This window comes from Arthrobacter sp. D3-18, assembly GCF_054408525.1.
In genome coordinates this window covers 260,798-283,286 of record NZ_CP096440.1, presented here as the reverse complement: position 1 = coordinate 283,286, position 22,489 = coordinate 260,798, and the positions used below count along the sequence as shown (strand labels likewise).

Here is a 22,489-nt window from a genome sequence, read left to right as displayed (position 1 = left end):
TCAGTCAAGCAGAAGTGCCGGTTCTTCAAGAATGGATGCGACGTCCGCCATGAAACGAGCGGACAAATCCCCGTCCACCACGCGGTGGTCGAACGAACCGCCAAGCGTGGTGATCCAGCGCGGGATTACTTCGCCGTCCAGGACCCAAGGCTTCTGCTTGATGGTTCCGAAGGCAATGATGGCTACTTCACCCGGGTTGATAATAGGGGTTCCGGTATCAATGCCAAGCGCGCCGATGTTGGTGATGGTCAGGCTTCCACCCTGCATCTCAGCAGGCTGAGTCTTCCCAGCCCGGGCCTTGGTCGCCAACTCGTTAAGCGCAAGGGCCAGTTCCTTGAGGGAAAGGTCCTGGGCGTCCTTGATGTTGGGCACCATGAGTCCGCGTGGGGTTGCTGCGGCGATGCCAAGGTTCATGTAGTGCTTCACCAGGATCTCCGCGCCACCCTTACCGTCAGCGTTCTCCACCCAGGTTGCGTTGACGCTGGGGTTCCGGGCAGCAGCCCAGATCACTGCCTTTGCAAGGATGAGCAGCGGCGAAACCTTGATACCTTCAAAGTCGCGGGAGACCTTCAGCCGCTTGACGAACTCCATGGTGCGGCTGGCATCCACGTCCACGAAAATGCTGACGTGGGGAGCCGAGAAAGCTGAATCAACCATGGCCTTGGCGGTCGCCTTACGAACCCCCTTGACGGGCATCCGTTCCACTCGCTGATCCTGCGGTTTCTTCGAGGCACCCCAGAAACTATCCGCTTGGTCATGCTCGGCGTCGCGCTGGGCTTGGTAGCTCACCAAGTCCTCGCGAGTCACTTCACCGCGCTCACCGGTAGCCACGACGTCAGCGAGATCGATGCCAAGGTCGCGGGCAAACTTGCGCACTGGGGGCTTCGCCAGGACCTTGTTGACCAGCCCACTAATCGTTCCGCTGATAGCTGCACCGCGGGATGCCGTCGCCTGCGGCGCTTGGGCTCCCGGCGAGACGGACTGTGCTTGGGCGACAGGGGCTTGCGTAACAGGCGCCTGGATGCCAGTCGTGACGACGGCGGGGGCCGACGTCGTGCGGTGTGAAACCGGTGATTCGGCCGCTTTGGCTTCCACCACCGCTTGGTGGTCCTGGACGGTACCTTCGGCGCTCTCTGCGAGGGTAGCTGCCTCAACCACGGCCCCGGCCGGACGCTTGCGCGCGCGGCGCTTCACGGCGTCGGCCTTGGGTCCTGAACCCACAAGCGGACCGCCGGCCGGACGGTTGTCGTCGGTGTCGTCGTCGGCGGGTAGCTTGCCATATAGGGGCATCTCGACGGCGGGTACCTCCGGGGCAGCAGGCGTCACCGGCGCCGGGTCACCCTCTTGGCCTTCCGAAACAGCGATGATCGCCGTGCCGACTTCAACCGTGATGCCTTCCTCAACCAGCAGCTCCGTGACAGTGCCCGCAAAAGGCGAAGGGAGCTCGACGAGGGACTTGGCTGTCTCGATCTCGCACAAGACATCATTGATGGCGACGACGTCACCTGGCTTGACCTTCCAAGCCACTACCTCGGCCTCGGTCAGGCCTTCGCCAACGTCCGGCAGGTTGAATTTCTTTACAGTCACAGTGGTCCTCGATTTCCGGTCACCCGGCAGCGAAGCCGGGCTGGATCAGGGCGGTTAGTAGGACGGCGGTTGGTAGAGCAAGAGGTCTTGCCAGGACCGCAGTTCTAGTAGGACAAGGAGCGGTCGAGCGCCTCAAGGATCTTGTCAATGTCCGGCAAGTAGTCCTCTTCCACCTTGGCGACGGGGTACGGCATATGGAACCCGCCAACGCGAATGACCGGTGCCTCCAAGTGCAGGAATGCCCGCTCGCTGATGCGCGCGGCGATCTCACCACCGATGCCACCAAAGGTAGGGGCTTCATGGGCTACGATCAGGCGGCCCGTCTTCTTGACCGAGGCTTCCACAGTGTCAAAGTCCAAAGGTGAGATGGAACGGAGGTCGATGACTTCAATGCTCCTTCCGTCCTCAGTGGCAGCATTGGCAGCCGCCAGCGCAACCGGAACCAGCGGGCCATAGGCCACAATGGTCGCATCCGTTCCTTCACGGACAACGTGCGCTTTGAAGGGGTCCTCGGAAAGACCTGCATTCTGGACATCCACCTCACCCTTGAGCCAGTAACGGCGCTTGGGTTCGAAGAAGATGACGGGGTCCTGGCACTCGATGGCCTTTTGGATCATCCAATAGGCGTCATGGGCATTGGAAGGGGAGATGATGCGCAGGCCCGCGGTGTGGGCGAACAGAGCTTCAGGAGACTCCGAGTGATGCTCGATAGAGCCAATGCCGCCGCCGTACGGAATGCGAATGACCACAGGAACAGTCAACTTGCCGAGGCTGCGGGAGTGAATCTTGGCCAGCTGGGTGGTGATCTGGTTGAAAGCCGGGTAAACGAAGCCGTCGAATTGGATCTCGCAGACTGGCGAGTATCCGCGAAGAGCGAGCCCAATGGCGGTACCGACGATGCCGGACTCGGCCAGGGGCGTGTCCACGACGCGTTCGTCGCCGAACTCCTTAATCAGGCCATCGGTGACGCGGTAAACACCGCCCAGGTGTCCGATGTCCTCGCCCATCAGCAACGACTTGGGGTTCTTCGTCAGCGATGCCCGGAGACCTTCGTTGATGGCTTTCGCAATGGTCATTGTTGCCATCAGTTAGCTGCCTCCTGGTCGCTCTCGAAGCCGGCCGAGTATTCCTCGAACCAAGCCAGTTCTTCCGCGATCAGCGGGTGTTGTTCGACGTAGACACTGGCAAAGGCTTCGCGGATATCCGGGACCTCAAGGCCATGTGTTGTGCTTCGGACGTACTTGGCGAGCTCATCGCCGTCGGCCTTGACCTGGTCGAAGAAGGCTTCATCCGCCAGGCCCTCCGCGCGCAGGTACTTCTCCAGGCGGTCCAGCGGATCTTTCTCGCGCCAGGCAGCTTCTTCGGCGGATTCCCGGTACTTGGTTGGGTCATCGGCAGTGGTGTGTGCGCCCACCCGGTAGGTGTAGGCCTCGATCAGTACAGGGCCCCGGCCCTCCCGGGCGTGCTCGAGTGCCCACTCCGTAACGGCATGGACTGCGATGACGTCGTTGCCGTCCACTCGGATTCCAGGGAAACCATAGCCCTTGGCGCGGTTCGCGAGCGGAACCTTCGTCTGGACTTCAGTAGGCACGGAAATGGCCCAGTGGTTGTTCTGGCAGAAGAAAACAACCGGGGCGTTGTACGAAGCCGCAAAGACCATCGACTCATGGACGTCGCCTTCGGAGCTGGCGCCATCACCGAAGTAAGCGATGACGGCAGCCTTGGGGTCTGTGGAGTCAGATGCCGCTGCGAACTTCTGGTCCCTTTGAATACCCATGGCGTAGCCAACAGCGTGAAGCGTCTGGGCTGCGAGCACCAATGTATAGAGGTGGAAGTTGTTCTCCCGAGGATCCCAGCCGCCGTTGGATACACCGCGGAACTGCTTGAGCAGCTCGGCGAGGTCTACATTGCGGACCAGCGCGACGCCGTGTTCGCGGTAGGTGGGGAAGATGTAGTCCTGGGACTGGCTTGCGTGGCCCGAACCAATCTGCGCGGCCTCCTGGCCGGTCAGCGGCACCCACAAGGCAAGCTCGCCTTGGCGCTGCAGTGCGGTGGCCTCCTGGTCAAAGCGACGGATCCTGGCCATGTCTGTGTAGAAAACACGGAGCTTTTCCGGATCAATCCGCTTGGCATAGTCCGAGAAGACGGGATCGGATCCGAGTTTCCCGTCGGGCCCGAGCAACTGCACCATTTCCACTGGTTCGCCTGGTGCGGCTGCTGCCGCGGTGGTTGCCGCGAGACTTTCTTCCGTCCCGGGGGGCAGTTGTGTCGAGCCCATTCCGTCTCCTTGCTTGCCGTGGCGAGGCGCCGGGCAATGTCTGTCGCTGGGATATATGCCCGTTCCGGAATGCATTCCGGAACGGGCATATATTTTGGCTTTCGTCCCTTACTTTATCCGCAGTAAGTAGCGTTGGCGCATTTGTTAACCGCTAGGAACCTTGCGGAGCCTTTGTATAACCTGCACAGAGATCCAAGAACCGGGTGTTGGCTTCCACCTCGCCGATGCTGACCCGAACACCCTCACTTCCAAAGGCACGAACAGACAAGGCTTGCTCTGCCGCCAAGGCAGCAAACTCCCCGCTGTTCTCCCCGAGATTCAACCAAACGAAGTTGCCTTGAGCCTCGGGAACGAACCATCCCAGTTCCCTCAGGCCAGCCGTCACGCGATCCCGTTCGTCCACCAGGCTTTGTACCCTTTCCACAACCTGATCGAAATTCTCGAGCGAAGTAACAGCGGCACGTTCTGCAATTTGGGAAACGGCAAAAGGAGTGGCCGTCACCCGGAGGTGCTGAGTAAGCAAAGGACCGGCGACACTGTAGCCAACACGCAGGCCAGCCAGGCCGTGGGCTTTCGAGAAAGTCCTGAGCACCACCACGTTGGGATATTTGCTGTAGAGCTTGATGCCGTCCACAGCCTCCGCGTCCCGCACGAATTCCTGGTAGGCCTCATCGATGACCACCACAACATTGGGCGGCACGGCTTGGATGAACTGCTCCGTTTCCTCGGCCGTGAGAATCGGTCCGGTGGGGTTATTGGGCGTGCACAGGAGAATCACTTTGGTGCGTACGGTGACTGCGGCAGCCATGGTCTCGAGGTCGTGGCGCCCGTCCGACAACAGGGGGATTAGCACACTGGCTGCCCCTGCAAGGCCCACGCAGATGGGGTAGGCCTCAAAGGAACGCCAGGCGTAGATCACTTCGTCCTGCTTGCCGTCCTCATTCTGGCCGGCGAAGGTGGCCAGGATCTGGTTCAGTGCCCCAAGGCTCCCGGCGCCAGTGACGACATCGTCAGCGGGAACCTCCAGGAAGCCGGCCAAAGCGTTCCGTAGCTTGGTAGCCAGGGGGTCCGGGTAGCGATTGATGTCGGTCTGGTCAGCAATTGCCTGCAACACTGCAGGAATCGGAGGCAGAGGGTTTTCGTTGGACGACAATTTGTAGCTGGTGAGGCCCTCAATCGCAGCGGGGGGTTTACCCGCCGCATATTTGGGGAGCCTGTCCACGACCGGACGAGGGAGTACGCTCTCCGGTACGTTGTCAGTAGTAGTCATGGCTTCAAGCCTACTTGCCCATTTACGGCTGGCGCCGAGCTCTTTAACAGGCGCGTGTGAAAGCATGGGCTCATGGGTTCCTTCATCATTCGTGTCCTGATCAACGGGCTTGCCCTGTGGGTTGCAACCTGGCTCCTGCAAGGCATGGACATCTCCACAAGTGCCACAGAGTCGGCCGCAGCTAACGCAGGACTTACGCAGGGGGCAGACACCGCCGGCATCATTTTGGCGTATCTGTTCATCGGCCTGATCTTTGGAGTGGTGAACGCCTTTGTCCGTCCGTTGGTGAGGCTGTTGTCCCTGCCTGTGACCATCCTGACGCTTGGCTTGTTCACCATCGTGATCAACGCAGCGATGCTGTATCTGACGGCATGGCTGAGCACCTTCACACCCGTGCACCTCACTATCGATTCTTTCTTCTGGACAGCAATCCTGGCGTCGATCATCATCAGCATCATCTCCATGGTGGCAGGCCTGATTCCGGGTGCAAGGAAGCGCTAGCAGCTCCGGATACTCGTCGTCTCCTTCTTCAGGGCTTTACCTTTTTCCGGCTCCAGCCCTCGTATCCGGAAGTGGCTGGCGTTGCGGGACGGAGAACCTGGAGGGGCGCTCTTTCCAGCTTGAACCGCGTCACCTTGGCAACGCCACCAGCTCCGATAACGCCCGCGAACGCGGCAGTCGATGCTGCGAGTGACTCGTCGTGGCTTGCCTCAACCAGTTCTGCTCCTGCAGCGTAGTTTTCCTGATCGTGTCCAGGGCCGATGCCGGAGTCTTCCCCTTCGGGTGTCTTGACCTCGTTAGTCAGAGTGACGGTCACACGATCCTTTGTATCGGCGTTGATTCGGCCGTCTGCCCCTGGAACCCAGTCTTGGAAGTGTTCCAAATGGAGTGAACTGATGCCAGACTCAGCCGAGATGCCGCCGACGGGTGCCCCCGCCGTCAGAACATACTTGAGATCGAATTCGCTGAGAAACGCCTTGTCCCGGCTGAGGTTCATGGCGTGGATACCTCCCTGGCTGTGTCCCACTGCCACCACTTGATCGCCCGCTTCAGCCCCGGCTTCACGCAGCGCCGCGCCAACGGCCGGGACAACTTCTTCGGAGTCATAGCCCATTGCTTCGCCAATTCCTTGCATGTCGAAAGGATTGGTAGGGGGTGAATCAGGCTGGGTTCCAGGGATCAGCACCATCCACGAAGCAGAGCCGTTGTTATCAAAGCGAATCACTTCGACCTCACCGTCGTTCCGGGCGTGAAGCCTCTCGAGACGACGAAGGCTTTCCGCCATGGACGGATCCACGTCTTCGTCCGTTATACCCATCTTTTCGATGCTTATCGGGCGGGGTTGATAGGTGGCCACTAGTGGTGAATCAAGAAGTGTACGCAGTATGTCTGATAGCTCATAGCCATCGGGGATGAGGCGGTTATAGCCCTCCTCCGTGAGGTCCCGCCCCAGTGACAAAAGGACAGGTGCGTCAGAGAATCGATACTGGTCAAAACTCAACGCGTGCGGCCTGGCGTTCTTGGCCTCCGCTGCCTCGTAATCCCGGTGGCTGGCGCGCACACTTCCACTGACCTCCACCAATTCCTGGCGAACCTTTCCCACTTGCGTCCGGCTCTCAGCCACAGCGTTGAGGGCATTACAGCCGGTGTCATAGGAATCGTAGAGAAAGAGTTCCAGGCAGTCTTGGACCTGGCGCGCTTCTTCTTCGATGGCCACGAGCTGTTGGACCAGGTCGTCCAGCGTGCCCGCACCCCTTAGGAGCTCCTCAAGTTGAAAAGACATCCCTCCCACCCCTCCCCTGATACTGAGGATTCCGTCACTGGCTGGGCGAGAGGGCTGTGGCGCTGCGCCGGCGCCAACGGGAGATGCATCTGCCATTACAGACCCCGTTCGCCTGAGACGGAGACGTTCTGAGAGTGTCGGAGCACGATGGCAACGGAAGCTTCCACCGACTCACGCGCACGCATCAACGCTGAAGCATGCAGGGCAAGGGTGGTCCGGTAGGCCCGTCCCGCGGGAGAAAGCCAGTCATCCACCTGCGCTCTCCGCAGGGACGTGAGAACCTGGTCCACTTGGTCTACGCACGCTTGCATCCGCCAAGCGAGCCTTTGGACTTCGTGGCTTCGCGAAGCACACTCCAAGGGATCAAAAATGGGCGGGTTGGGTGCAGGCATCAAGCCGACGCTCATTGTCTGTGTACTCCATTGATTGTTCTGCTGATCGGTAGGGTCGACGCTACGCAGCGGCCGAACCCAACGGAAGGGCCGCCGTCGCCTATGTGGATAACCCGATCAGCCGTCCACATAGGCTCGTCATCGACTCCCGACCCCTGCGCGGAGCATGAAACAATAGGCGACATGGCTGAATCCACCCGCGTGTCCCTCGCTTCCGAACCCCTCGCCCTTGGCGCCCTTGATGGCCGCTACCGTGCCGCCGTCGCACCCCTCGTTGACTACTTGTCCGAGGCTGCGCTTAACCGCGATCGCGTTCACGTCGAAGTTGAATGGCTCATCCACCTGACCGGCCAGTCCGTACTGCCCGGCGCGGGGCCGCTGTCCGACGCGCAGGTTTCCCAGCTGCGTGCCATCGTTAACGAATTCGATGCCGCCTCTGTTAACGAACTCGCCGAGATCGAAGCCGTCACCGTCCACGACGTCAAGGCCGTTGAGTACTACATCGGCCGCCGGCTGCCGGCCATTGGCATCGAGAACCTCACCGCCATGGTGCATTTCGGATGCACCTCAGAGGACATCAACAACCTCTCCTACGCTGTTGGCATCAAGGGTGCCGTGGAGAACGTGTGGCTGCCCAACGCCACCGCCCTCGTGAAGCAGATCGAAGCCATGGCGGAAGCAAACCGCTCCGTCCCCATGCTGTCCCGTACCCACGGCCAGCCTGCAACGCCCACCACCCTTGGCAAGGAACTTGCTGTCATAGCGCACCGCTTGAACCGCCAACTGGCGCGCATTGCAAAAACTGAATACCTGGGCAAGATCAACGGCGCCACCGGCACCTACGCTGCGCACGTCGCTTCCGTTCCCAGTGCTGACTGGGAAGCTGTCGCCAAAACGTTCGTGGAAGGTCTGGGCCTCACCTGGAACCCACTCACCACGCAGATCGAAAGCCACGACTGGCAGGCAGAGCTTTACGCCGACATCGCACGCTTCAACCGCATCCTGCACAACGTCTGCACGGACATCTGGAGCTACATCTCCATCGGTTACTTCCGTCAGATCCCGGTCGCCGGAGCCACCGGTTCCTCTACGATGCCGCACAAGGTCAACCCGATCCGCTTCGAGAACGCCGAAGCCAACCTGGAAATTTCCAACGGCCTCCTGGACACCCTGGGCGCCACACTGGTCACCTCCCGTTGGCAGCGCGACCTCACGGACTCCTCCTCACAGCGGAACATCGGTGTTGCCTTCGGCCACTCGCTGCTCGCGATCTCCAACGTAGCCAAGGGTCTGAAGGCCTTGGACGTCGCAGAGGAAGTCCTTGCTGGCGACCTCAACACCAACTGGGAAGTCCTGGGTGAAGCCATCCAAATGGTTATGCGCGCCGAAGCCATCGCAGGCGTCGAAGGCATGGAAAACCCGTACGAACGACTTAAGGACCTGACCCGCGGCCAGCGCGTGGACGGCGCCCGCATGCAGGAATTCGTTCAGGGTCTTGGCCTCTCCCCCGACGCCGAGGCGCGTCTGCTCGCCCTGACCCCGGGCAAGTACACCGGCATCGCCGACAAACTGGTGGACCACCTGCAGTAAGGACCACTTGCAGTAATGCAAACGCTCGACGACGGCGGACCGGGGCTTGGTGCCTCGGCCCGCCGTCGGCGTTTAGGCTGGTGAACAGAATCGCGTTCCCTCACCCGATAATCCCGGAACAGTTACGACGTAAGGAGCGGAGCACGCATGAAGCTCCTGTTGATCAGGCACGGACAGACACCCGGCAACGTCGCGGGCCAATTGGACACAGCGTTCCCGGGGCCGGGGCTCACCGAGCTCGGCGAACGGCAAGCGGCCGCACTGCCTGAGGCCTTGGCTGACGAAGCCATTGAAGCGCTGTACACCTCGACGTTGCTGCGCACCCACCGGACCGTCGCACCTTTGGCGAAGGCCACCGGATTGGAGCCGACAATTCTGGACGGTGTCCATGAAATTGAGGCTGGGGCGTTGGAGAAGAAGACCGACCACGAATCCCACCTCCGCTACATGAGCACGGTCTTCGCTTGGACAGACGGTGACTTGGATGTGCGCATGCCCGGAGCATTCAGCGGGCACGACTTCTTCGCCAGATTTGATGCTTCCGTACAGAAAGTCGCCGAAGCTGGACACTCCACAGCGGCCATCGTCAGCCACGGTGCGGCGATCCGCTGCTGGGCAGGACGCAGGGCAACGGACATAGACACGGCGTTCGCCGAAACGCATCAACTCCCGAACACCGGGATCGTGGCCTTGGAAGGCGATCCCGAAGGCGGATGGCGCGTTCTGCATTGGGACCAGATCCCGGTTGGCGGCATGGCGCTGGCAGACCAAACCGCCGAGGATCCCACAGGCGAGGCCCTTCAGCCCTGATACGTATGACCCATTTAGGGACGTTGCAGGGCTCCGGTACGTTGCGGGGCCTGCTTTGCATGGAAAACCTACTCCGGAGGGCGCAGAGCAGGCCCCGCAACGCGAAGAGGCCTGCATTTCTCCCGACGCTTACGCGCAGGAAACACCGCGGTAACCACAGTTCCCTAGGCTTAAGACGCATAGACACCTCCCCGAAACCCGGCGAAATGAGGCAAGATGCAGACCAACCCACGGCTCAACATCCGACAGGTAACTTGGGCGAACCCCGTGGGCGCAGACCTCCGCGCCGCACAGCAGGCAGAACTCGATGCGAGGTTCGGAACCACGGACCACGAGCCCGGTCCCCCGCCGTCGGAGGCCGACACCGCCGTGTTTGTTGTGGCCTACGAGAAGTGCTCAGGCCAACCTCTCGGCTGCGGCGGCCTGAGAATGCTGGATGAGAAGACCGCCGAAATCAAGCGGCTTTACGTCGTCCCCTACGCCCGGGGTTCGGGAGTGGCGAGTTCCATCCTCGCAGCGCTCGAAGCGCAGGCTCATTCCCATGGATTCAGTGTGATCGCAGCTGAGGCAGGGTCGGCCCAGTCGGATGGTCGGAGTTTCTATGAAAGTGCGGGGTTTGCCGCCGTGCCAAATTTCGGTCCGTACGTCGGCGTCAGCGAATCGTATTGCTATTCCAAGCGAATCGACTCACACAGCGCCTCGCACACTGCAATGGCATAGGTCACGGGTGCAATATCAAGCGAAGGTTGCGCCGGTTCGATAATCTCGGATTATGGAAAAAGCAGACATCACCTTTCGCACCCGCAAATGGGTGCGGCCCGAGGACCTTAACGCCAACGGCACACTCTTTGGTGGCAGCCTGCTGAAGTGGATCGATGAAGAGGCCGCGATCTACGCCATCCTCCAATTGGGCAACGGCCGCGCCGTCACCAAGTACATTTCCGAGATCAACTTTGTGAGCTCCGCGGTCCAGGGCGACTTGGTGGAGATGGGCCTGACGGCGAAACGCTTCGGACGCACGTCCCTGACCATGCGGGCCGAGGTCCGCAACATGATCACGCGGGAGGCCATCCTCACCATCGAGGAAATCGTCTTCGTAAATCTCGGCGCCGACGGCCGGCCTCAGCCGCATGGCTATACCGAGATCACGTACGATCGCGACCGCATTCCCACCCACCACCTCACGGAAACCCTGGACGAGGACTGAACCACCCGGCGTCGTGCGTTCCTGCAGGTTGGCGGCGTGAAACCAGCCCGCCAACCAGGCAGGAACGTTGGGCAAACAGCGCAAGCCACCGTTGAACCTCGGACCACCGGAGGGTAGAACGGATAAATGACCAACGACGTGAACTCTTGGATGGATCAGTACGTACGCGCGTGGACCTCGAACGAGCCCGACGATATCCGTGCCCTGTTTACCGAAGATGCCGTCTATTCCGATCGGCCGAACACCGAAAAACAATGGAACGGCCACGACGAGATCGTCAAAGCCTGGGCAGACGCCGGCGACAAGCCCGAGGACTGGACCTTCGAATGGACGCTGCTCGGCCAGGACGGTGACACCGTATTCGTCCAGGGCCTCACCACGTACCTGAACGGCGAGCCCACCTATGACAATCTCTGGGTTATCCGGTTCGCCGAAGACGGTCGCGCCCGCGAATTCACCGAGTGGTACATGGCCCGCAAGAACTCATCATCCAGCTAGCCCGGGCAACTGGCTTAGTAGCTTTCGCGCTCAGCCGTTTCAGACACCGGAATGAACTTTGACGCGAAGCCCTCGGAAGCGCGGGCCAGAACAGCGACATCCGCGCCGACCAGCACAAAGGAGGCACCGGCGTCGAGATATGCGCGGGCAGTTGCCTCATTGAAGGCATTCACGCCTGCCGGTTTCCCGGCGGCTTTCGCGGCTGCAAGGCAATGCTCGACGACGGCCCTCACCAAGGGATTCTCCTGCTGTCCCAGCAGGCCCATGGAGGCGGCGAGATCCGAGGGACCAAGGAAGATTCCGTCAACGCCGTCGACGGCAAGAATCTCCTCAACGGCGGATGCCGCGGCCTCGGACTCGATCTGAACGGTGAGACTGATCGAGTCGGAAGCCACAGCCAAGTAGTCCGGCACGCGGTTCCATCGCGAGGCCCGGGCCAGTGCCGAGCCAACGCCGCGAACGCCGAGCGGTGGATAACGAACCGCGGCAACGGCCGCCGCGGCCTCGAATGCCGAGTTCACCATGGGAATCAGCAGGTTCTGCACGCCGAGGTCCAAATACTGCTTGATGACCACGGTGTCATTCACCGGAGGTCGAACCATGACCTGGAGCGGATAGCCGCTCACCGCATGAAGCTGCGCCACAATGGATTCGAGCCCGTTGGGGCTATGCTCCGCATCAATCAGCAGCCAGTCCAAACCGGAGCCGGCACAGATCTCCGCCACCAGCGGGCTACCGGAACACACCCACATTCCGGCCAGCGGGCGAGCCGCGTCGCCAAGGGCCGAATAGAAGGTGGGGCTCAGCTGAAGTGACATGTCACAACTCCCAACGGTCCGTAGTCCGCGTGTACGGTATCACCTTTGTACACCCATAAGGGGCGTGTAAACGAGCCCGCAAGGATGATATCTCCAGCTTTCATTGAGTCCCCGTGTGCTGCGATTTTGTTGGCCAGCCAATGGACTCCGTTGGCCGGGTGATCCAGCACGCCAGCGGCCACTCCGGTCTCCTCCACGGTCTGGTTTTTGTACAGAATGGCCGACACCCAGCGGAGGTCGACGGCGTCGGGACGCACCGGTCGACCACCCACCACCATGGCGCCCATCGCGGCATTGTCCGAGATGGTGTCCACGATGGTCCGGCCCTCCATTTCGATCCTGGAGTCCAGGATCTCGAGGGCCGGAACCACGTAGTCGGTGGCGTTGAGGACGTCGAAAATTGTGCAGCCCGGCCCTTTGAGACCCGACTTGAGCACGAATGCCAGCTCCACCTCAACCCGGGGGTGCGTGTACTTGTCCCACTCCAGGGAGCAGCCGGTTTCCAGGACCATGTCATCAAAAATGGCTCCGTAATCCGGCTCCGTAATCCCCGTGGCGGCCTGCATGGCCTTGGACGTGAGGCCGATCTTGCGCCCCACCAACGTGCGTCCGGCTTCCTCGTTCCGCCGCATCCACAGCTGCTGAACGGCGTAGGAATCCTCCACCGTCATGTCCGGGTAGCGGGCCGTGAGGCGCGGGACCGGCTTGCGGTTCCGGCCGGCTTCAAGGAGCTCGTCGGCAATGGCTTCGATCGTCTTCGCGTCCAGCATGCTCTAGACCTGCGCTCCCAGCTTGAAGCCCTCTGCGGCGTCGCCGGAGGCACCCTCGGGGCGCGTGTAGGAGAAGCCGTCGGCGCCAACTGTAACAGCCATTTCGGACTTGTCCTCGCGTTCGATGAGCGGTTGCGGGTTGCCGTCGAGGTCCAGAACCAGGGAGGCTTCGGTGTACCAGGACGGGACCACGGGGTTGCCCCACCAGTCCCGACGCTGGTTGTCGTGGACGTCCCAGGTGACGGTGGGGTTGTCCGGATCACCGGTGTAGTAGTCCTGGGTGTAGATCTCTACGCGGTGGCCGTCCGGGTCCAGGATGTAGAGGTAGAACGCGTTGGACACACCGTGCCGTCCTGGACCGCGTTCGATCCGGTCGGAGATGCGCAGGGCGCCCATCTTGTCGCAGATCTGGATGATGTTGTGCTTCTCGTGGGTGGAGAACGCGATGTGGTGCAGGCGGGGGCCATTGCCACCGGTCAACGCGGTGTCGTGCACCGTCTGCTTGCGGTGCATCCACGCGGCGTACGTGACGCCGTCGGAATCCTTGATGTCTTCCGAGACGCGGAAGCCGAGGTCCTCCAGGTACTTGCGGCCGCGCGGGACGTCCGGGGTGACCTGGTTGAAGTGGTCCAGGCGGACCAGTTCGCCGGCGGAGTAGAGGTCGTAGCGCTGGGTCAGGCGCTCGACGTGCTCTACGTCGTAGAAGAACTCATACGGGAAGCCCAGCGGGTCCTCCACGCGGACGGAGTCGCCCACGCCCTTGGTGAAGCCTTCCTTGCGTCGCTCCACCCGGCAACCGAGTTCGCGGTAGTACGCTTCAGCGGCGTCAACCTCGGCCGGGGACTTCACCCGGTACGCGAAGGCTGCAGCCGCCGCAACCGGGCCCTTGCGGAGGACCAGGTTGTGGTGGATGAACTCCTCAAAGGAGCGCAGGTAAATGGTGTTCTCGTCCTCTTCGGTGACGTGCAGGCCCAGGAGGTCCACGTAGAACGCGCGGGATTTGGCCAGGTCCGTGACCACGAGTTCCAGGTAGGCGCAGCGCACGATGTCCGGTGCCGGGACTGTGGGGGTGGCGATGGGGCCGGTGAAGGGGTTGCTCATGATGGTCTCTCTTCGTTGAAAGGGGTCAGTGGGGAGTCGATTTAGCCCTCGTTGGCAGCAGAAGCGTCGATGCTGCCGAACTTGGGGGTGTGCACAGAGCCGAGCGTGATGTGCACGGCTTGCTGGTCGGTGTAGAAGTCGATGGAACGGTAGCCACCCTCGTGGCCCAGGCCGGAGGCCTTGACCCCACCGAACGGGGTGCGGAGATCGCGAACGTTGTGGCTGTTAAGCCACACCATGCCGGCCTCGACGTTCTGGGAGAAGTTGTGTGCCCGGGTCAGGTTCTGGGTCCAGATATAGGCCGCCAGGCCGTACTTGGTGTTGTTCGCCAAGGCGAGGGCTTCGTCGTCGTTCTCGAACGGCGTGATGGCCACGACGGGACCGAAGATTTCCTCTTGGAAGATCCGCGCGTCAGGCGCGACGTCGGCAAACACCGTGGGTGCGATGTAGTTACCTTCGGGGAGGTGGTCGGGTCGGCCACCGCCAGCCAGGAGCCGGCCTTCGGACTTGCCGATCTCCACGTACGAAGCCACTTTCCGGTAGTGCTCGGGGTGGACCAGCGCGCCTACCTGGGTCTTGGGATCGTGAGGATCGCCCACCACGATGTTCTTGGCACGGGCGGCGTACTTCTCGCAGAACTCGTCGTAGATGGCGCGCTCAACCAGGATGCGGGAGCCGGCGGTGCAACGTTCGCCGTTGAGGGAGAACACACCGAACAGAGCCGAATCAATGGCAGCATCAAGGTCGGCGTCGGCAAAGACAACGCACGGGGACTTTCCGCCGAGCTCCATGGACAGGCCCTTGAGGTTGGCTGCGGCGTTACGGAAGATTGTCTGGCCCGTGGTGGTCTCGCCGGTGAAGGAAATCAGCGGCACGTCCGGGTGCTTCACCAGCGCGTCACCGGCTTCTTCGCCCAGGCCATTGACCAGGTTGAACACGCCGTCGGGCAGGCCTGCATCCTTGAAAATCTGCGCCCACAGTGAGGCAGACAGCGGGGTGAACTCGGCCGGTTTCAGCACCACGGTGTTACCGGTGGCCAAAGCCGGGGCGAGCTTCCAGGACTCCAGCATGAACGGGGTGTTCCACGGCGTGATCAGGCCCGCGACGCCGATCGGCTTACGGTTCACGTAGTTGATCTGCGAACCCGGGACCTTCATGGCGTCATCGAACTGCGCAACGATCAAGTCTGCGAAGAAGCGGAAGTTCTCGGCAGCGCGGAGTGCTTGGCCCTTGGCCTGGGTGATCGGCAGGCCGGTATCGAAGGTTTCGAGCTCAGCGAGGCGGGCTTCCTGCGCCTCAACCGCGTCGGCGATCTTGTTCAACACCCGGGCACGCTCACGCGGCTTCATCTTCGGCCACGGACCATTGACGAATGCTTCGCGGGCGGCGGCGACAGCGAGGTCGATGTCTTCCTTCTGGCCAGCAGCAGCGGTGGCATAGTTGCCGTTGGATACCGGATCCAGGACATCGAAAGTCTTGCCGGACAGGGAGTCAACGAACTCGCCGTTGATGAAGTGCTGAATGTGAGACGGCAGGTTCTCGGGGATGTAATGCTTGGCGGTCTCTACTGAGGTCGTCATCGTTGAAGTCCTAACTAGTGATCAGTGGCTGGTGATTGCTTTGGGGCGGTGATTATTGCTTGGCTTGGGCCAGATATGCGTCCAGCGTGGCGGCGCGGTGTTGCCGGGCTGCTTTTTCGATGGTGTCGGCGTCTGCAGCGCCCTCAATAAGCTGCAGCAAAGCCTCGTGCTCGCGCACCGATTCCTGGGCGCGGCCCGGAACAAACCGGAAAGTTGACGAACGAAGCGAGGCCAGCCGGTTCCAGCCGCGGTGGACCAGGTCCAGAATGTGCGGATTAGGGCAGTGTTCAAAGAGGACGCTGTGGAAGTCTTGGTTCAGTGCGGTAAAACGGACGGGGTCGAAGTGCTCCAGGCACTCACGCATCTCCTCGTTCACCGCACGGGCGCGGGCAATGGCTACAGAATCGATCATCGGCGCTGACAATGCCGTGGCCGCGCCCTCCACGATGCTCAAAGTCTGCATCGTATAGAGGTACTCGGTGGGGTCGATCCCGGACACCGTCGCGCCCACGTTGCGCTCGAACTTCACCAATCCTTCGGCTTCCAGTCGACGGATCGCTTCGCGCACGGGGACTACGCTGAAGCCCAGGTCCTCCGCGATCTTGGCGAGCACCAGCCGGTAACCGGGTGTGTACGTGCCCTCGATGATGCGCGCCTTCACGGCGGCATACGCCTGCTGGGACTTGCTTTCGACGGCGGTTTCAGTCACCGGAGGCTCCTTCCGGGCTTTGGCTGGCCGACCACTCCTGGAAGCGTGCCTGCCATTCCTTGTTCATCGGGTACAGCCCGTCAACGCTGTTGCCTTCCTGGACCATCTGCAAGATGAACGTCTCTTCCTTTTCCTGCTGGATGCAGTCGTCCACCAGTTCTTCGGCGATGGCCGGAGGGATCACCAGGATGCCGTCCGAGTCGGCCACGATGATGTCCCCGGGCTGGACGGTGGCGCCGCCGCAGGCGATGGTGATGTCGGTGTCCCAGGGGATGTGCCGGCGCCCCAGTACTGCCGGGTGCGGGTTGGCGAAGTAGGTTGGCATTTCCAAGTCGGCCACGGCGGAGTAGTCGCGGACGCCGCCGTCGGTGATGATGGCCGCAGCCCCGCGGACTTGGGCACGCAGCGCCAGGATGTCTCCCACGGTGCCGGTGCCCTTTTCGCCGCGGGCTTCCATGACCAGGATTTCGCCCTCATTCACGGAATCAATGGCGCGCTTCTGGGCGTTGAATCCGCCGCCGTGGGTCTTGAAGAGGTCCTCGCGGTTGGGCACGTAGCGCAGGGTGCGGGCCAGGCCTACTACCTTGCGGTCCGGGCGGGTGGCCTGCAGGCCATCGATGCTCACGTTGTTCAGCCCGCGCTTGCGGAGCTGGGAAGAAAGTGTGGCCGTAGCAACTGACTCCAGCTTCGCCTTCAGCTCCGGCATTAGCACCGAAGCCTGGGAAACCGGGGCAGGCAGCCCGGCAGCTTCCCGCGATCCGAACGCCTCTTCCCGCTGGGTGTCATCAGTCTTGGGACGGGCACCAAAGTCCGCGAACGGCGTCGTGCCTTCCGTTACCTTGGTGGCCAGGCGGCCGCTGCTGAAGTCACCGCCGGTGACCTCAATTTCGACGACGTCGCCCGGCTTGGCCACGGAGGCGCCGGCGGGGGTGCCGGTGAGGATGATGTCGCCCTCTTCGAGCGTGAGCAACTGGGAGAGGTCCGCGACGAGTTGGGCGAACGGGAAGAGCAGGTCCTCGGTGGTGTCGTCCTGAACCAGGTCTCCGTTATGCCAAGTGCGGATTCGTAATCCGGCCGGGTCGACGGCGTCGGCAGGGATTAACGCGGGGCCAACGGGAGTGAAGCCATCGCCGCCCTTGGACCGGACGTTGGATCCCTTGTCTGCATAACGAAGGTCGTACACGCCAAGGTCGTTGGACGCAGTGACCCATTCGACGTGGCTCCAGGCATCCTCCAACCCGACACGACGGGCGGACTTGCCCATCACCAAGGCGATCTCGCCCTCATAGCCCAGCAGTTCACACCCTGAGGGGCGCTCAACCGTGCCGGGCACCTCCGTAGAGCCGAGCGCCAGAGAAGAAGAAGGCTTCAGAAAGTACGACGGCTGTTCAGGAGTACGCCCGCGCTGCGCCGCACGGCTGGGGTAGTTGATGTGTACGGCAATGACCTTGCGCGTCCGAGCCAGCATGTCCTGGCTGACTTCCTGGGTCCGGAACTCCAGTGTCACGGCGCCTCCTCCTGATCGAACATTTATCAAGTACGAAATCGTATACGATAACTATGGACCGGAACGTGATCTACGTCAACCCCCTTTTCAAACCCAAGTAAGTAGCAGATCAGGTCGTTTTGAGCCGGTGGTTTCTAGCGGTTATCGCAACAGGAAGGTTCTGATCATCTCATTGGGGGTGCAGAAGTCGAATCGTTGGCGGGGTCTGTCGTTGAGTTCGTGGGCGACGTAGTCGAGGTCGGTTTGGCTGTAGATGCTTAGGTCTGCGCCTTTGGGGAAGTACTGGCGCAGGAGCCCGTTGGTGTTCTCGTTCGAGCCGCGTTGCCAAGGTGAGTGGGGATCGCAGAAGTAGATGTCGATGTCGGCTGCGATCTTCACTTCCTTGTGCCTGCGCATTTCGGTGCCTTGGTCCCAGGTCAGTGAGAGCCTCAGTTCGTCGGGAAGGGCGCCCATTTTGCGGATCAGCCCATCCCGAACAGACTCGGCACGGTTTTGACCGGTCGGGACATGGAGGAGCATCACGAACCCGGTTGTGCGCTCCACGATGGTGCCGATGGCGGTTTTTCCGTCCTTGCCTACGATCAGGTCCCCTTCCCAATGCCCTGGCACGGCACGGTCTTCGACCTCGGCGGGACGGTCGGCGATCATGACCTTGTCCTGGATTCTGCCGCGGCGTTCGTCGGGGCGGCGTTGGGGTTTGCGCAGGGTCCGGCCGGTGCGCAGGTTCTTGACCAGTTCCCGCTTTAGCCCGCCCCGGGACTCGAGATAGAGGGACTGGTAGATGGTCTCGTGTGACACCCACATCTCCGGGTTGTTCGGGAAGTCCTTGCGGAGTCTGCCAGCGATCTGGACCGGTGAGTCTTTCTTTTCGAGCCGCTTTTCGACTTCCAGGCGCAAGGGCTTGTTGCTGTTGAGCTTAGCGGTCTTGGGCCTGGCTGCCCGGGCGTGGGCGCGGGCATGGGCGGTGGTAGCCCGGTAGAAAAAGACCTTGTCAGCGTTCCGCCGGAGCTCCCGGGAGATCGTTGACGGGGAACGACCCAAACGTCTGGCGATCTCACGGACCGATTCCTTGCCCCGCCATAACGAGATCAACTCCCGCTCCTGGAACGATAGGGACCGGCCGGTCAGGGTCCGGCCCCGACGGGGCCGGACCCCTCCTGAGGACCTCAGCTCACGGCGGACCGTCATTACGGACCACCCGACGAACGCACCAGCATCTTCAAAACGGGCACCGTCCGCAACCTGCTGCCAGAACGACTGGACAACCTCAGCAACCAAACGATTCGTGAACTTCACCATGGCAATCGACACCCTTCAATAATCAGGTGTTGCGATCACCGCATGATTCAGCGCCCTCAGAACGACCTGATCTGCTACTTACTTGGGGGATGCTGGGTACGTGAACGAGGAGCAGCGGGCAGGGAAAAGCATGGAGCAGAAGAGTGAGCCGGAGTTGCTGAGATTTGCCAGCGGCGCGGAGTGGGAAGACTGGCTCTCCGCGAACCACAACACCAAGGCCGAAGCCTGGCTTGTGATCGGGAAGAGGAACTCGGGCGCAGGCCTCATCGAGATACAGGACGCCTTGGACGGCGCCCTCTGCTTCGGCTGGATCGACGGCCAACGCAAGGGCCACGACGAGAAAACCTTCCTCCAACGCTATTCGCGGCGCCGGGCCCGGAGTTCGTGGTCCCAAGTGAACGTGGGCAAAGTGGAAACACTGATAAGCGCAGGACGCATGCAACCGGCCGGATACGCCGAAATAGATGCAGCCAAAGCTGATGGCCGGTGGGAAGCCGCTTACGTTTCGCAGGCCAACGCAGAAGTTCCGGAGGATCTGCAGGCCGCACTCGCCGGAAACCGGGCTGCAAAGGAAACCTTTGAAAATCTGGGCAAGACAGAGCGCTACCTCATCATTTTGCAGGTGCTAAAAGCCCGTTCCCCGGAGTCGCGCGCCAAGATCCTGGCGAAGGCAGTGGAGAAGCTGGCCGAGCGAAGCTAGCTACTCTTACAAACTGTCGGTGGGCTCCCGTAGGGTACCGGCATGGACATCATCCTTGTACCCGGTTTCTGGTTGGACGCGTCGTCGTGGGAGGAGGTGACGCCGCCGCTGGAAGCAGCCGGCCACACGGTTCATCCGCTGACGCTGCCAGGGCTGGAGTCGGTGGACGCATCACGCGCGGGCATCGGCCTTCGCACCCATATCGACGCCGTGGTGGCAAAAGTAGACTCCCTCGACGGCAAGGCCATCCTGGTGGGCCATTCAGGTGGCGGTGCCATCATCCACGGTGTGGCAGACGCCCGCCCGGACCGAGTTGCCCGCGCCATTTACGTTGACAGCGGACCGCTCGGTGAGGGAGGGGTCATCAATGACGAACTGCCCGACGACGGCCACGACGTCCCGCTGCCGCAGTGGGAATTGTTCGAGGAAGAAGACCTCGTAGACCTGACTGACGACCTCAAGGAGGCCTTCCGGGCACAGGCCATTCCGGAGCCCAAGGGCGTTGCCTTCGACCAGCAACACCTGAGCGACGTCCGGCGCTACGACGTACCAGCCACGATCATTGCTTGCCAATTCCCGTCATCGCTCCTCAAGGAGTGGATGGATGCCGGGCACCCGTTCACGGCGGAACTCGCCAGGATCCGGGACGTCGAGTACATCGACCTCCCCACCGGACACTGGCCGCAGTTCACCAAACCCAAAGAGCTGGGCGAAGCGATCCTGACGGCAGTGGATCGCACCAAGTAGACCCCGACGTCGGCACTTTCCCGACGCTGTCGCCTTCAGTGAGGAGGGTTCAGGCCTTGGGCGGCGTGTTGGTCGCCGGTCCTTCCGGGGCAGCGCCGCCTTCGTCCGTCCAGTCACTTCCCGTGGCGTCATCCAAGGCAGGATCGGACACCACGTCGGACGTGATAGTGGGCACGGTAGTGACGGTGGGCTTGCTGCTGGAAGAGGAGTCAGTATGCTGACCCGCCTTAGGGGAAGTGATGCCAGGGAACATCGCTTCTGCCTTTTCCAGCAACTTCTTGCCGGCCTCATACAGGTTGTCCAGAATATCCGGCACGGATTCCTGGACTGCTTCCGTGGCCTGGTGCACGTTCTCTTGAACTTCAGGGTTCTTCCAAAGCTTCTCGGTGCCTCCGCGGACCCGCCGGTACACCTCCGGCCAGGACTTCGATCCCCATACGTAACCGACAGCCACGCCAACGGCGAACAATGCTTTGCCTTTCACAGCAATCACTCCTTCCGAGGTGTTATTCCTCGACACTATCCCCGCAGAGCACGCCCTGTCACCTGCCCATTGATTGCGCGCCGGTTAATAGTAATTTGCCGAAATAGAACATTCGACTAAACTGTTATGCCAACCAGCGGACAACCGCAGGAAGTAACTGCATCACAACCCGAGGAGCGAAAACCATGGGACTGGGTGACAAGATTAATAATGCTGCCGAAGAAGCAGGCGGCAAGGTTAAGGAAAAGACCGGCGAAACAACCGGCGACAGGGACCTGCAAGCCGAAGGGGTCGGCGAGCAATCCGAGGCGAACCTCAAGCAGTCGGGCGAGAAAGTCAAGGACGCGGCCAAGGGAGTTGCGGACTCCCTGAAGGACCACTAGGCCGCGAATCCGCGGCATTCCGGGCCCGCAAGCAAGGGGCGGCTAATAGTCAGGTTACTTGCTACTTGCCCCGGGAGCCGCTAGCGTTGCTCGTGTAGTACTGAGTCCGACCCAATCGGCAGGAGTGCTTTATTGGCTTCATTTCATAAATTCATCGGGGTTTCACACTAGTTCCAATTCCCCACATTCCATAGGGCCTTCAGGGGCCCCATTACGGTGCCTACAGCTTGGAACAGGCACCCGATGAACTTACTCGCTTCATCACGTTCATGGAATTTCCATCAACAAGAAAGTAGGAGCAAAAATGGGTTTCTTTGGTTTTCTTCTGCTCGGCCTTTTGGCCGGCGCTATCGCAAAGCTTATTCTTCCCGGTCGCCAGGGTGGCGGCTGGCTGGTCACCCTCCTGTTGGGCGTCGTCGGCGCACTCCTGGGCGGCTGGATCGGCGGGCTCATCTTTAACACGGGCCTGCAGGAATTCTTCTCCCTCACCACGTGGCTCCTGGCCATCGGCGGCTCCATCATCGTGCTGCTGATCTACGGCCTGGTCACCGGACGTCGCAGGACACACCATGGCTAATAACCAGGACCGCGACGCCAACGGCGACGAACTCGAAGGCCAGTACTCCGAAGGCGACTACGGCGACACCGGAGTGTCCCCGGAAACCCTGAAGGAAGATGCCGGAGGCGACTACACCGAGGGTGACTACGCCGAGAAGACGGTGCCTTCGGCCGACGCCGAACTGAATGAGAAGAACACGGAAGACGTCCCTGAAGACCGGCCCTTCTCCTCTGAACCGGACGAAGAAGCGTCAGGCTCCAGTCGACCGTAATATCTGAATACAGCCAAGAACCCGGAGAACTGCAGCTGCAGTCTCCGGGTTCTTGCGTTGTCCGGGGCCTACAGTGTCCCGTTTCTTACGCTGTCCGACCTGATATTTTCGGGCATGGATTGTTGGGTCATCGACTCGGAAGTCCG

General features: G+C 61.3%; 25 protein-coding genes. 11 read left to right on the top strand and 14 right to left on the bottom strand.

Going from position 1 to position 22,489, the window contains the following annotated elements; translation table 11 throughout:
• From M1D89_RS03405 to M1D89_RS03390, 4 genes are all read right to left on the bottom strand, one after another.
• Positions 1 to 1,587, bottom strand: coding sequence for a dihydrolipoamide acetyltransferase family protein (locus M1D89_RS03405; RefSeq protein ID WP_498648034.1), 1,587 nt, complete (start codon positions 1,585 to 1,587; stop codon positions 1 to 3).
• A gap of 104 nt (positions 1,588 to 1,691) precedes the next feature.
• Positions 1,692 to 2,672 carry an alpha-ketoacid dehydrogenase subunit beta gene (locus M1D89_RS03400; protein ID WP_498648032.1) on the bottom strand — a complete coding sequence of 327 codons (981 nt, stop codon included), beginning with the start codon at positions 2,670 to 2,672 and terminating at the stop codon, positions 1,692 to 1,694.
• Positions 2,672 to 3,865, bottom strand: a complete 1,194-nt coding sequence (gene pdhA / locus M1D89_RS03395; protein ID WP_498648030.1) for a pyruvate dehydrogenase (acetyl-transferring) E1 component subunit alpha — start codon at positions 3,863 to 3,865, stop codon at positions 2,672 to 2,674. The genes M1D89_RS03400 and pdhA overlap by 1 nt, the downstream gene beginning before the upstream one ends.
• A gap of 151 nt (positions 3,866 to 4,016) precedes the next feature.
• Positions 4,017 to 5,135, bottom strand: coding sequence for a histidinol-phosphate transaminase (locus M1D89_RS03390; RefSeq protein ID WP_498648028.1), 1,119 nt, complete (start codon positions 5,133 to 5,135; stop codon positions 4,017 to 4,019).
• A 72-nt stretch (positions 5,136 to 5,207) separates the two neighbouring features.
• Between M1D89_RS03390 and M1D89_RS03385 the strand changes: the two genes are divergently transcribed.
• Positions 5,208 to 5,636: a phage holin family protein gene (locus tag M1D89_RS03385; RefSeq protein WP_017198820.1), complete on the top strand. Its 429-nt coding sequence runs from the start codon at positions 5,208 to 5,210 to the stop codon at positions 5,634 to 5,636.
• Positions 5,637 to 5,664: 28 nt separating this feature from the next.
• Here M1D89_RS03385 and M1D89_RS03380 read toward each other — a convergent pair whose 3' ends face one another.
• Both M1D89_RS03380 and M1D89_RS03375 read right to left on the bottom strand, forming a co-directional pair.
• The gene (locus M1D89_RS03380) at positions 5,665 to 6,918 is read right to left on the bottom strand and encodes a hypothetical protein (protein ID WP_498648026.1); all 1,254 of its coding nucleotides are present in this window, start codon (positions 6,916 to 6,918) and stop codon (positions 5,665 to 5,667) included.
• Between the two features lie 95 nt (positions 6,919 to 7,013).
• Positions 7,014 to 7,325: a hypothetical protein gene (locus M1D89_RS03375; protein WP_498648024.1), complete on the bottom strand. Its 312-nt coding sequence runs from the start codon at positions 7,323 to 7,325 to the stop codon at positions 7,014 to 7,016.
• A gap of 168 nt (positions 7,326 to 7,493) precedes the next feature.
• Here M1D89_RS03375 and purB point away from each other — a divergent pair, with 168 nt between their 5' ends.
• The 5 genes from purB (at position 7,494) to M1D89_RS03350 (ending at position 11,415) form a co-directional block, all read left to right on the top strand.
• Entirely contained in the window at positions 7,494 to 8,900 is a 1,407-nt protein-coding gene (gene purB, locus M1D89_RS03370; protein WP_498648022.1) for an adenylosuccinate lyase, read from the top strand.
• Between the two features lie 147 nt (positions 8,901 to 9,047).
• Entirely contained in the window at positions 9,048 to 9,710 is a 663-nt protein-coding gene (locus tag M1D89_RS03365) for a histidine phosphatase family protein (protein ID WP_498648020.1), read from the top strand.
• A gap of 216 nt (positions 9,711 to 9,926) precedes the next feature.
• A complete protein-coding gene (locus tag M1D89_RS03360; RefSeq protein ID WP_017198825.1) occupies positions 9,927 to 10,430 on the top strand; it encodes a GNAT family N-acetyltransferase in 504 nt (167 codons plus the stop codon).
• Between the two features lie 52 nt (positions 10,431 to 10,482).
• The gene (locus M1D89_RS03355; RefSeq protein ID WP_017198826.1) at positions 10,483 to 10,917 is read left to right on the top strand and encodes an acyl-CoA thioesterase; all 435 of its coding nucleotides are present in this window, start codon (positions 10,483 to 10,485) and stop codon (positions 10,915 to 10,917) included.
• Between the two features lie 126 nt (positions 10,918 to 11,043).
• Positions 11,044 to 11,415, top strand: a complete 372-nt coding sequence (locus M1D89_RS03350; protein ID WP_498648017.1) for a nuclear transport factor 2 family protein — start codon at positions 11,044 to 11,046, stop codon at positions 11,413 to 11,415.
• A gap of 14 nt (positions 11,416 to 11,429) precedes the next feature.
• Here the strand turns inward: M1D89_RS03350 and M1D89_RS03345 are convergent, their stop codons facing one another.
• The 7 genes from M1D89_RS03345 to M1D89_RS03315 form a co-directional block, all read right to left on the bottom strand.
• A complete protein-coding gene (locus M1D89_RS03345; RefSeq protein WP_498648015.1) occupies positions 11,430 to 12,233 on the bottom strand; it encodes an HpcH/HpaI aldolase family protein in 804 nt (267 codons plus the stop codon).
• Positions 12,218 to 13,003, bottom strand: a complete 786-nt coding sequence (hpaH, locus tag M1D89_RS03340; protein WP_498648013.1) for a 2-oxo-hept-4-ene-1,7-dioate hydratase — start codon at positions 13,001 to 13,003, stop codon at positions 12,218 to 12,220. The genes M1D89_RS03345 and hpaH overlap by 16 nt, the downstream gene beginning before the upstream one ends.
• Positions 13,004 to 13,006: 3 nt before the next feature.
• Positions 13,007 to 14,104: a 3,4-dihydroxyphenylacetate 2,3-dioxygenase gene (hpaD, locus tag M1D89_RS03335; RefSeq protein ID WP_498648011.1), complete on the bottom strand. Its 1,098-nt coding sequence runs from the start codon at positions 14,102 to 14,104 to the stop codon at positions 13,007 to 13,009.
• Between the two features lie 41 nt (positions 14,105 to 14,145).
• Positions 14,146 to 15,684, bottom strand: coding sequence for a 5-carboxymethyl-2-hydroxymuconate semialdehyde dehydrogenase (gene hpaE, locus M1D89_RS03330; protein ID WP_498648009.1), 1,539 nt, complete (start codon positions 15,682 to 15,684; stop codon positions 14,146 to 14,148).
• Positions 15,685 to 15,736: 52 nt separating this feature from the next.
• Positions 15,737 to 16,393, bottom strand: a complete 657-nt coding sequence (locus M1D89_RS03325) for a GntR family transcriptional regulator (RefSeq protein WP_498648007.1) — start codon at positions 16,391 to 16,393, stop codon at positions 15,737 to 15,739.
• Positions 16,386 to 17,861: a fumarylacetoacetate hydrolase family protein gene (locus M1D89_RS03320; RefSeq protein WP_498650888.1), complete on the bottom strand. Its 1,476-nt coding sequence runs from the start codon at positions 17,859 to 17,861 to the stop codon at positions 16,386 to 16,388. Before M1D89_RS03320 ends, M1D89_RS03325 begins: the two co-directional genes overlap by 8 nt.
• A gap of 180 nt (positions 17,862 to 18,041) precedes the next feature.
• Positions 18,042 to 19,199, bottom strand: a complete 1,158-nt coding sequence (locus M1D89_RS03315) for an IS30 family transposase (protein WP_498648006.1) — start codon at positions 19,197 to 19,199, stop codon at positions 18,042 to 18,044.
• A gap of 130 nt (positions 19,200 to 19,329) precedes the next feature.
• On the opposite strand from M1D89_RS03315, the gene M1D89_RS03310 reads away from it, so the two are divergent.
• On the top strand, positions 19,330 to 19,899 hold the full coding sequence (locus tag M1D89_RS03310) for a YdeI/OmpD-associated family protein (RefSeq protein ID WP_498648004.1): 570 nt from the start codon (positions 19,330 to 19,332) through the stop codon (positions 19,897 to 19,899).
• 42 nt (positions 19,900 to 19,941) lie between these two features.
• Positions 19,942 to 20,646 (top strand): alpha/beta fold hydrolase, encoded by a 705-nt coding sequence (locus M1D89_RS03305; RefSeq protein ID WP_498648002.1) that lies wholly within the window; start codon positions 19,942 to 19,944, stop codon positions 20,644 to 20,646.
• Between the two features lie 49 nt (positions 20,647 to 20,695).
• On the opposite strand, the gene M1D89_RS03300 is transcribed toward M1D89_RS03305, so the two are convergent.
• A complete protein-coding gene (locus M1D89_RS03300; protein WP_498648000.1) occupies positions 20,696 to 21,130 on the bottom strand; it encodes a hypothetical protein in 435 nt (144 codons plus the stop codon).
• 185 nt (positions 21,131 to 21,315) lie between these two features.
• Between M1D89_RS03300 and M1D89_RS03295 the strand changes: the two genes are divergently transcribed.
• The 3 genes from M1D89_RS03295 to M1D89_RS03285 all read left to right on the top strand — a co-directional run bounded on the left by M1D89_RS03295 (position 21,316) and on the right by M1D89_RS03285 (position 22,343).
• Positions 21,316 to 21,513 carry a CsbD family protein gene (locus M1D89_RS03295; RefSeq protein ID WP_498647998.1) on the top strand — a complete coding sequence of 66 codons (198 nt, stop codon included), beginning with the start codon at positions 21,316 to 21,318 and terminating at the stop codon, positions 21,511 to 21,513.
• 304 nt (positions 21,514 to 21,817) lie between these two features.
• Positions 21,818 to 22,090, top strand: coding sequence for a GlsB/YeaQ/YmgE family stress response membrane protein (locus M1D89_RS03290; protein WP_498647996.1), 273 nt, complete (start codon positions 21,818 to 21,820; stop codon positions 22,088 to 22,090).
• A complete protein-coding gene (locus tag M1D89_RS03285) occupies positions 22,083 to 22,343 on the top strand; it encodes a hypothetical protein (protein ID WP_498647994.1) in 261 nt (86 codons plus the stop codon). Before M1D89_RS03290 ends, M1D89_RS03285 begins: the two co-directional genes overlap by 8 nt.
• Positions 22,344 to 22,489 lie beyond the last annotated feature (146 nt).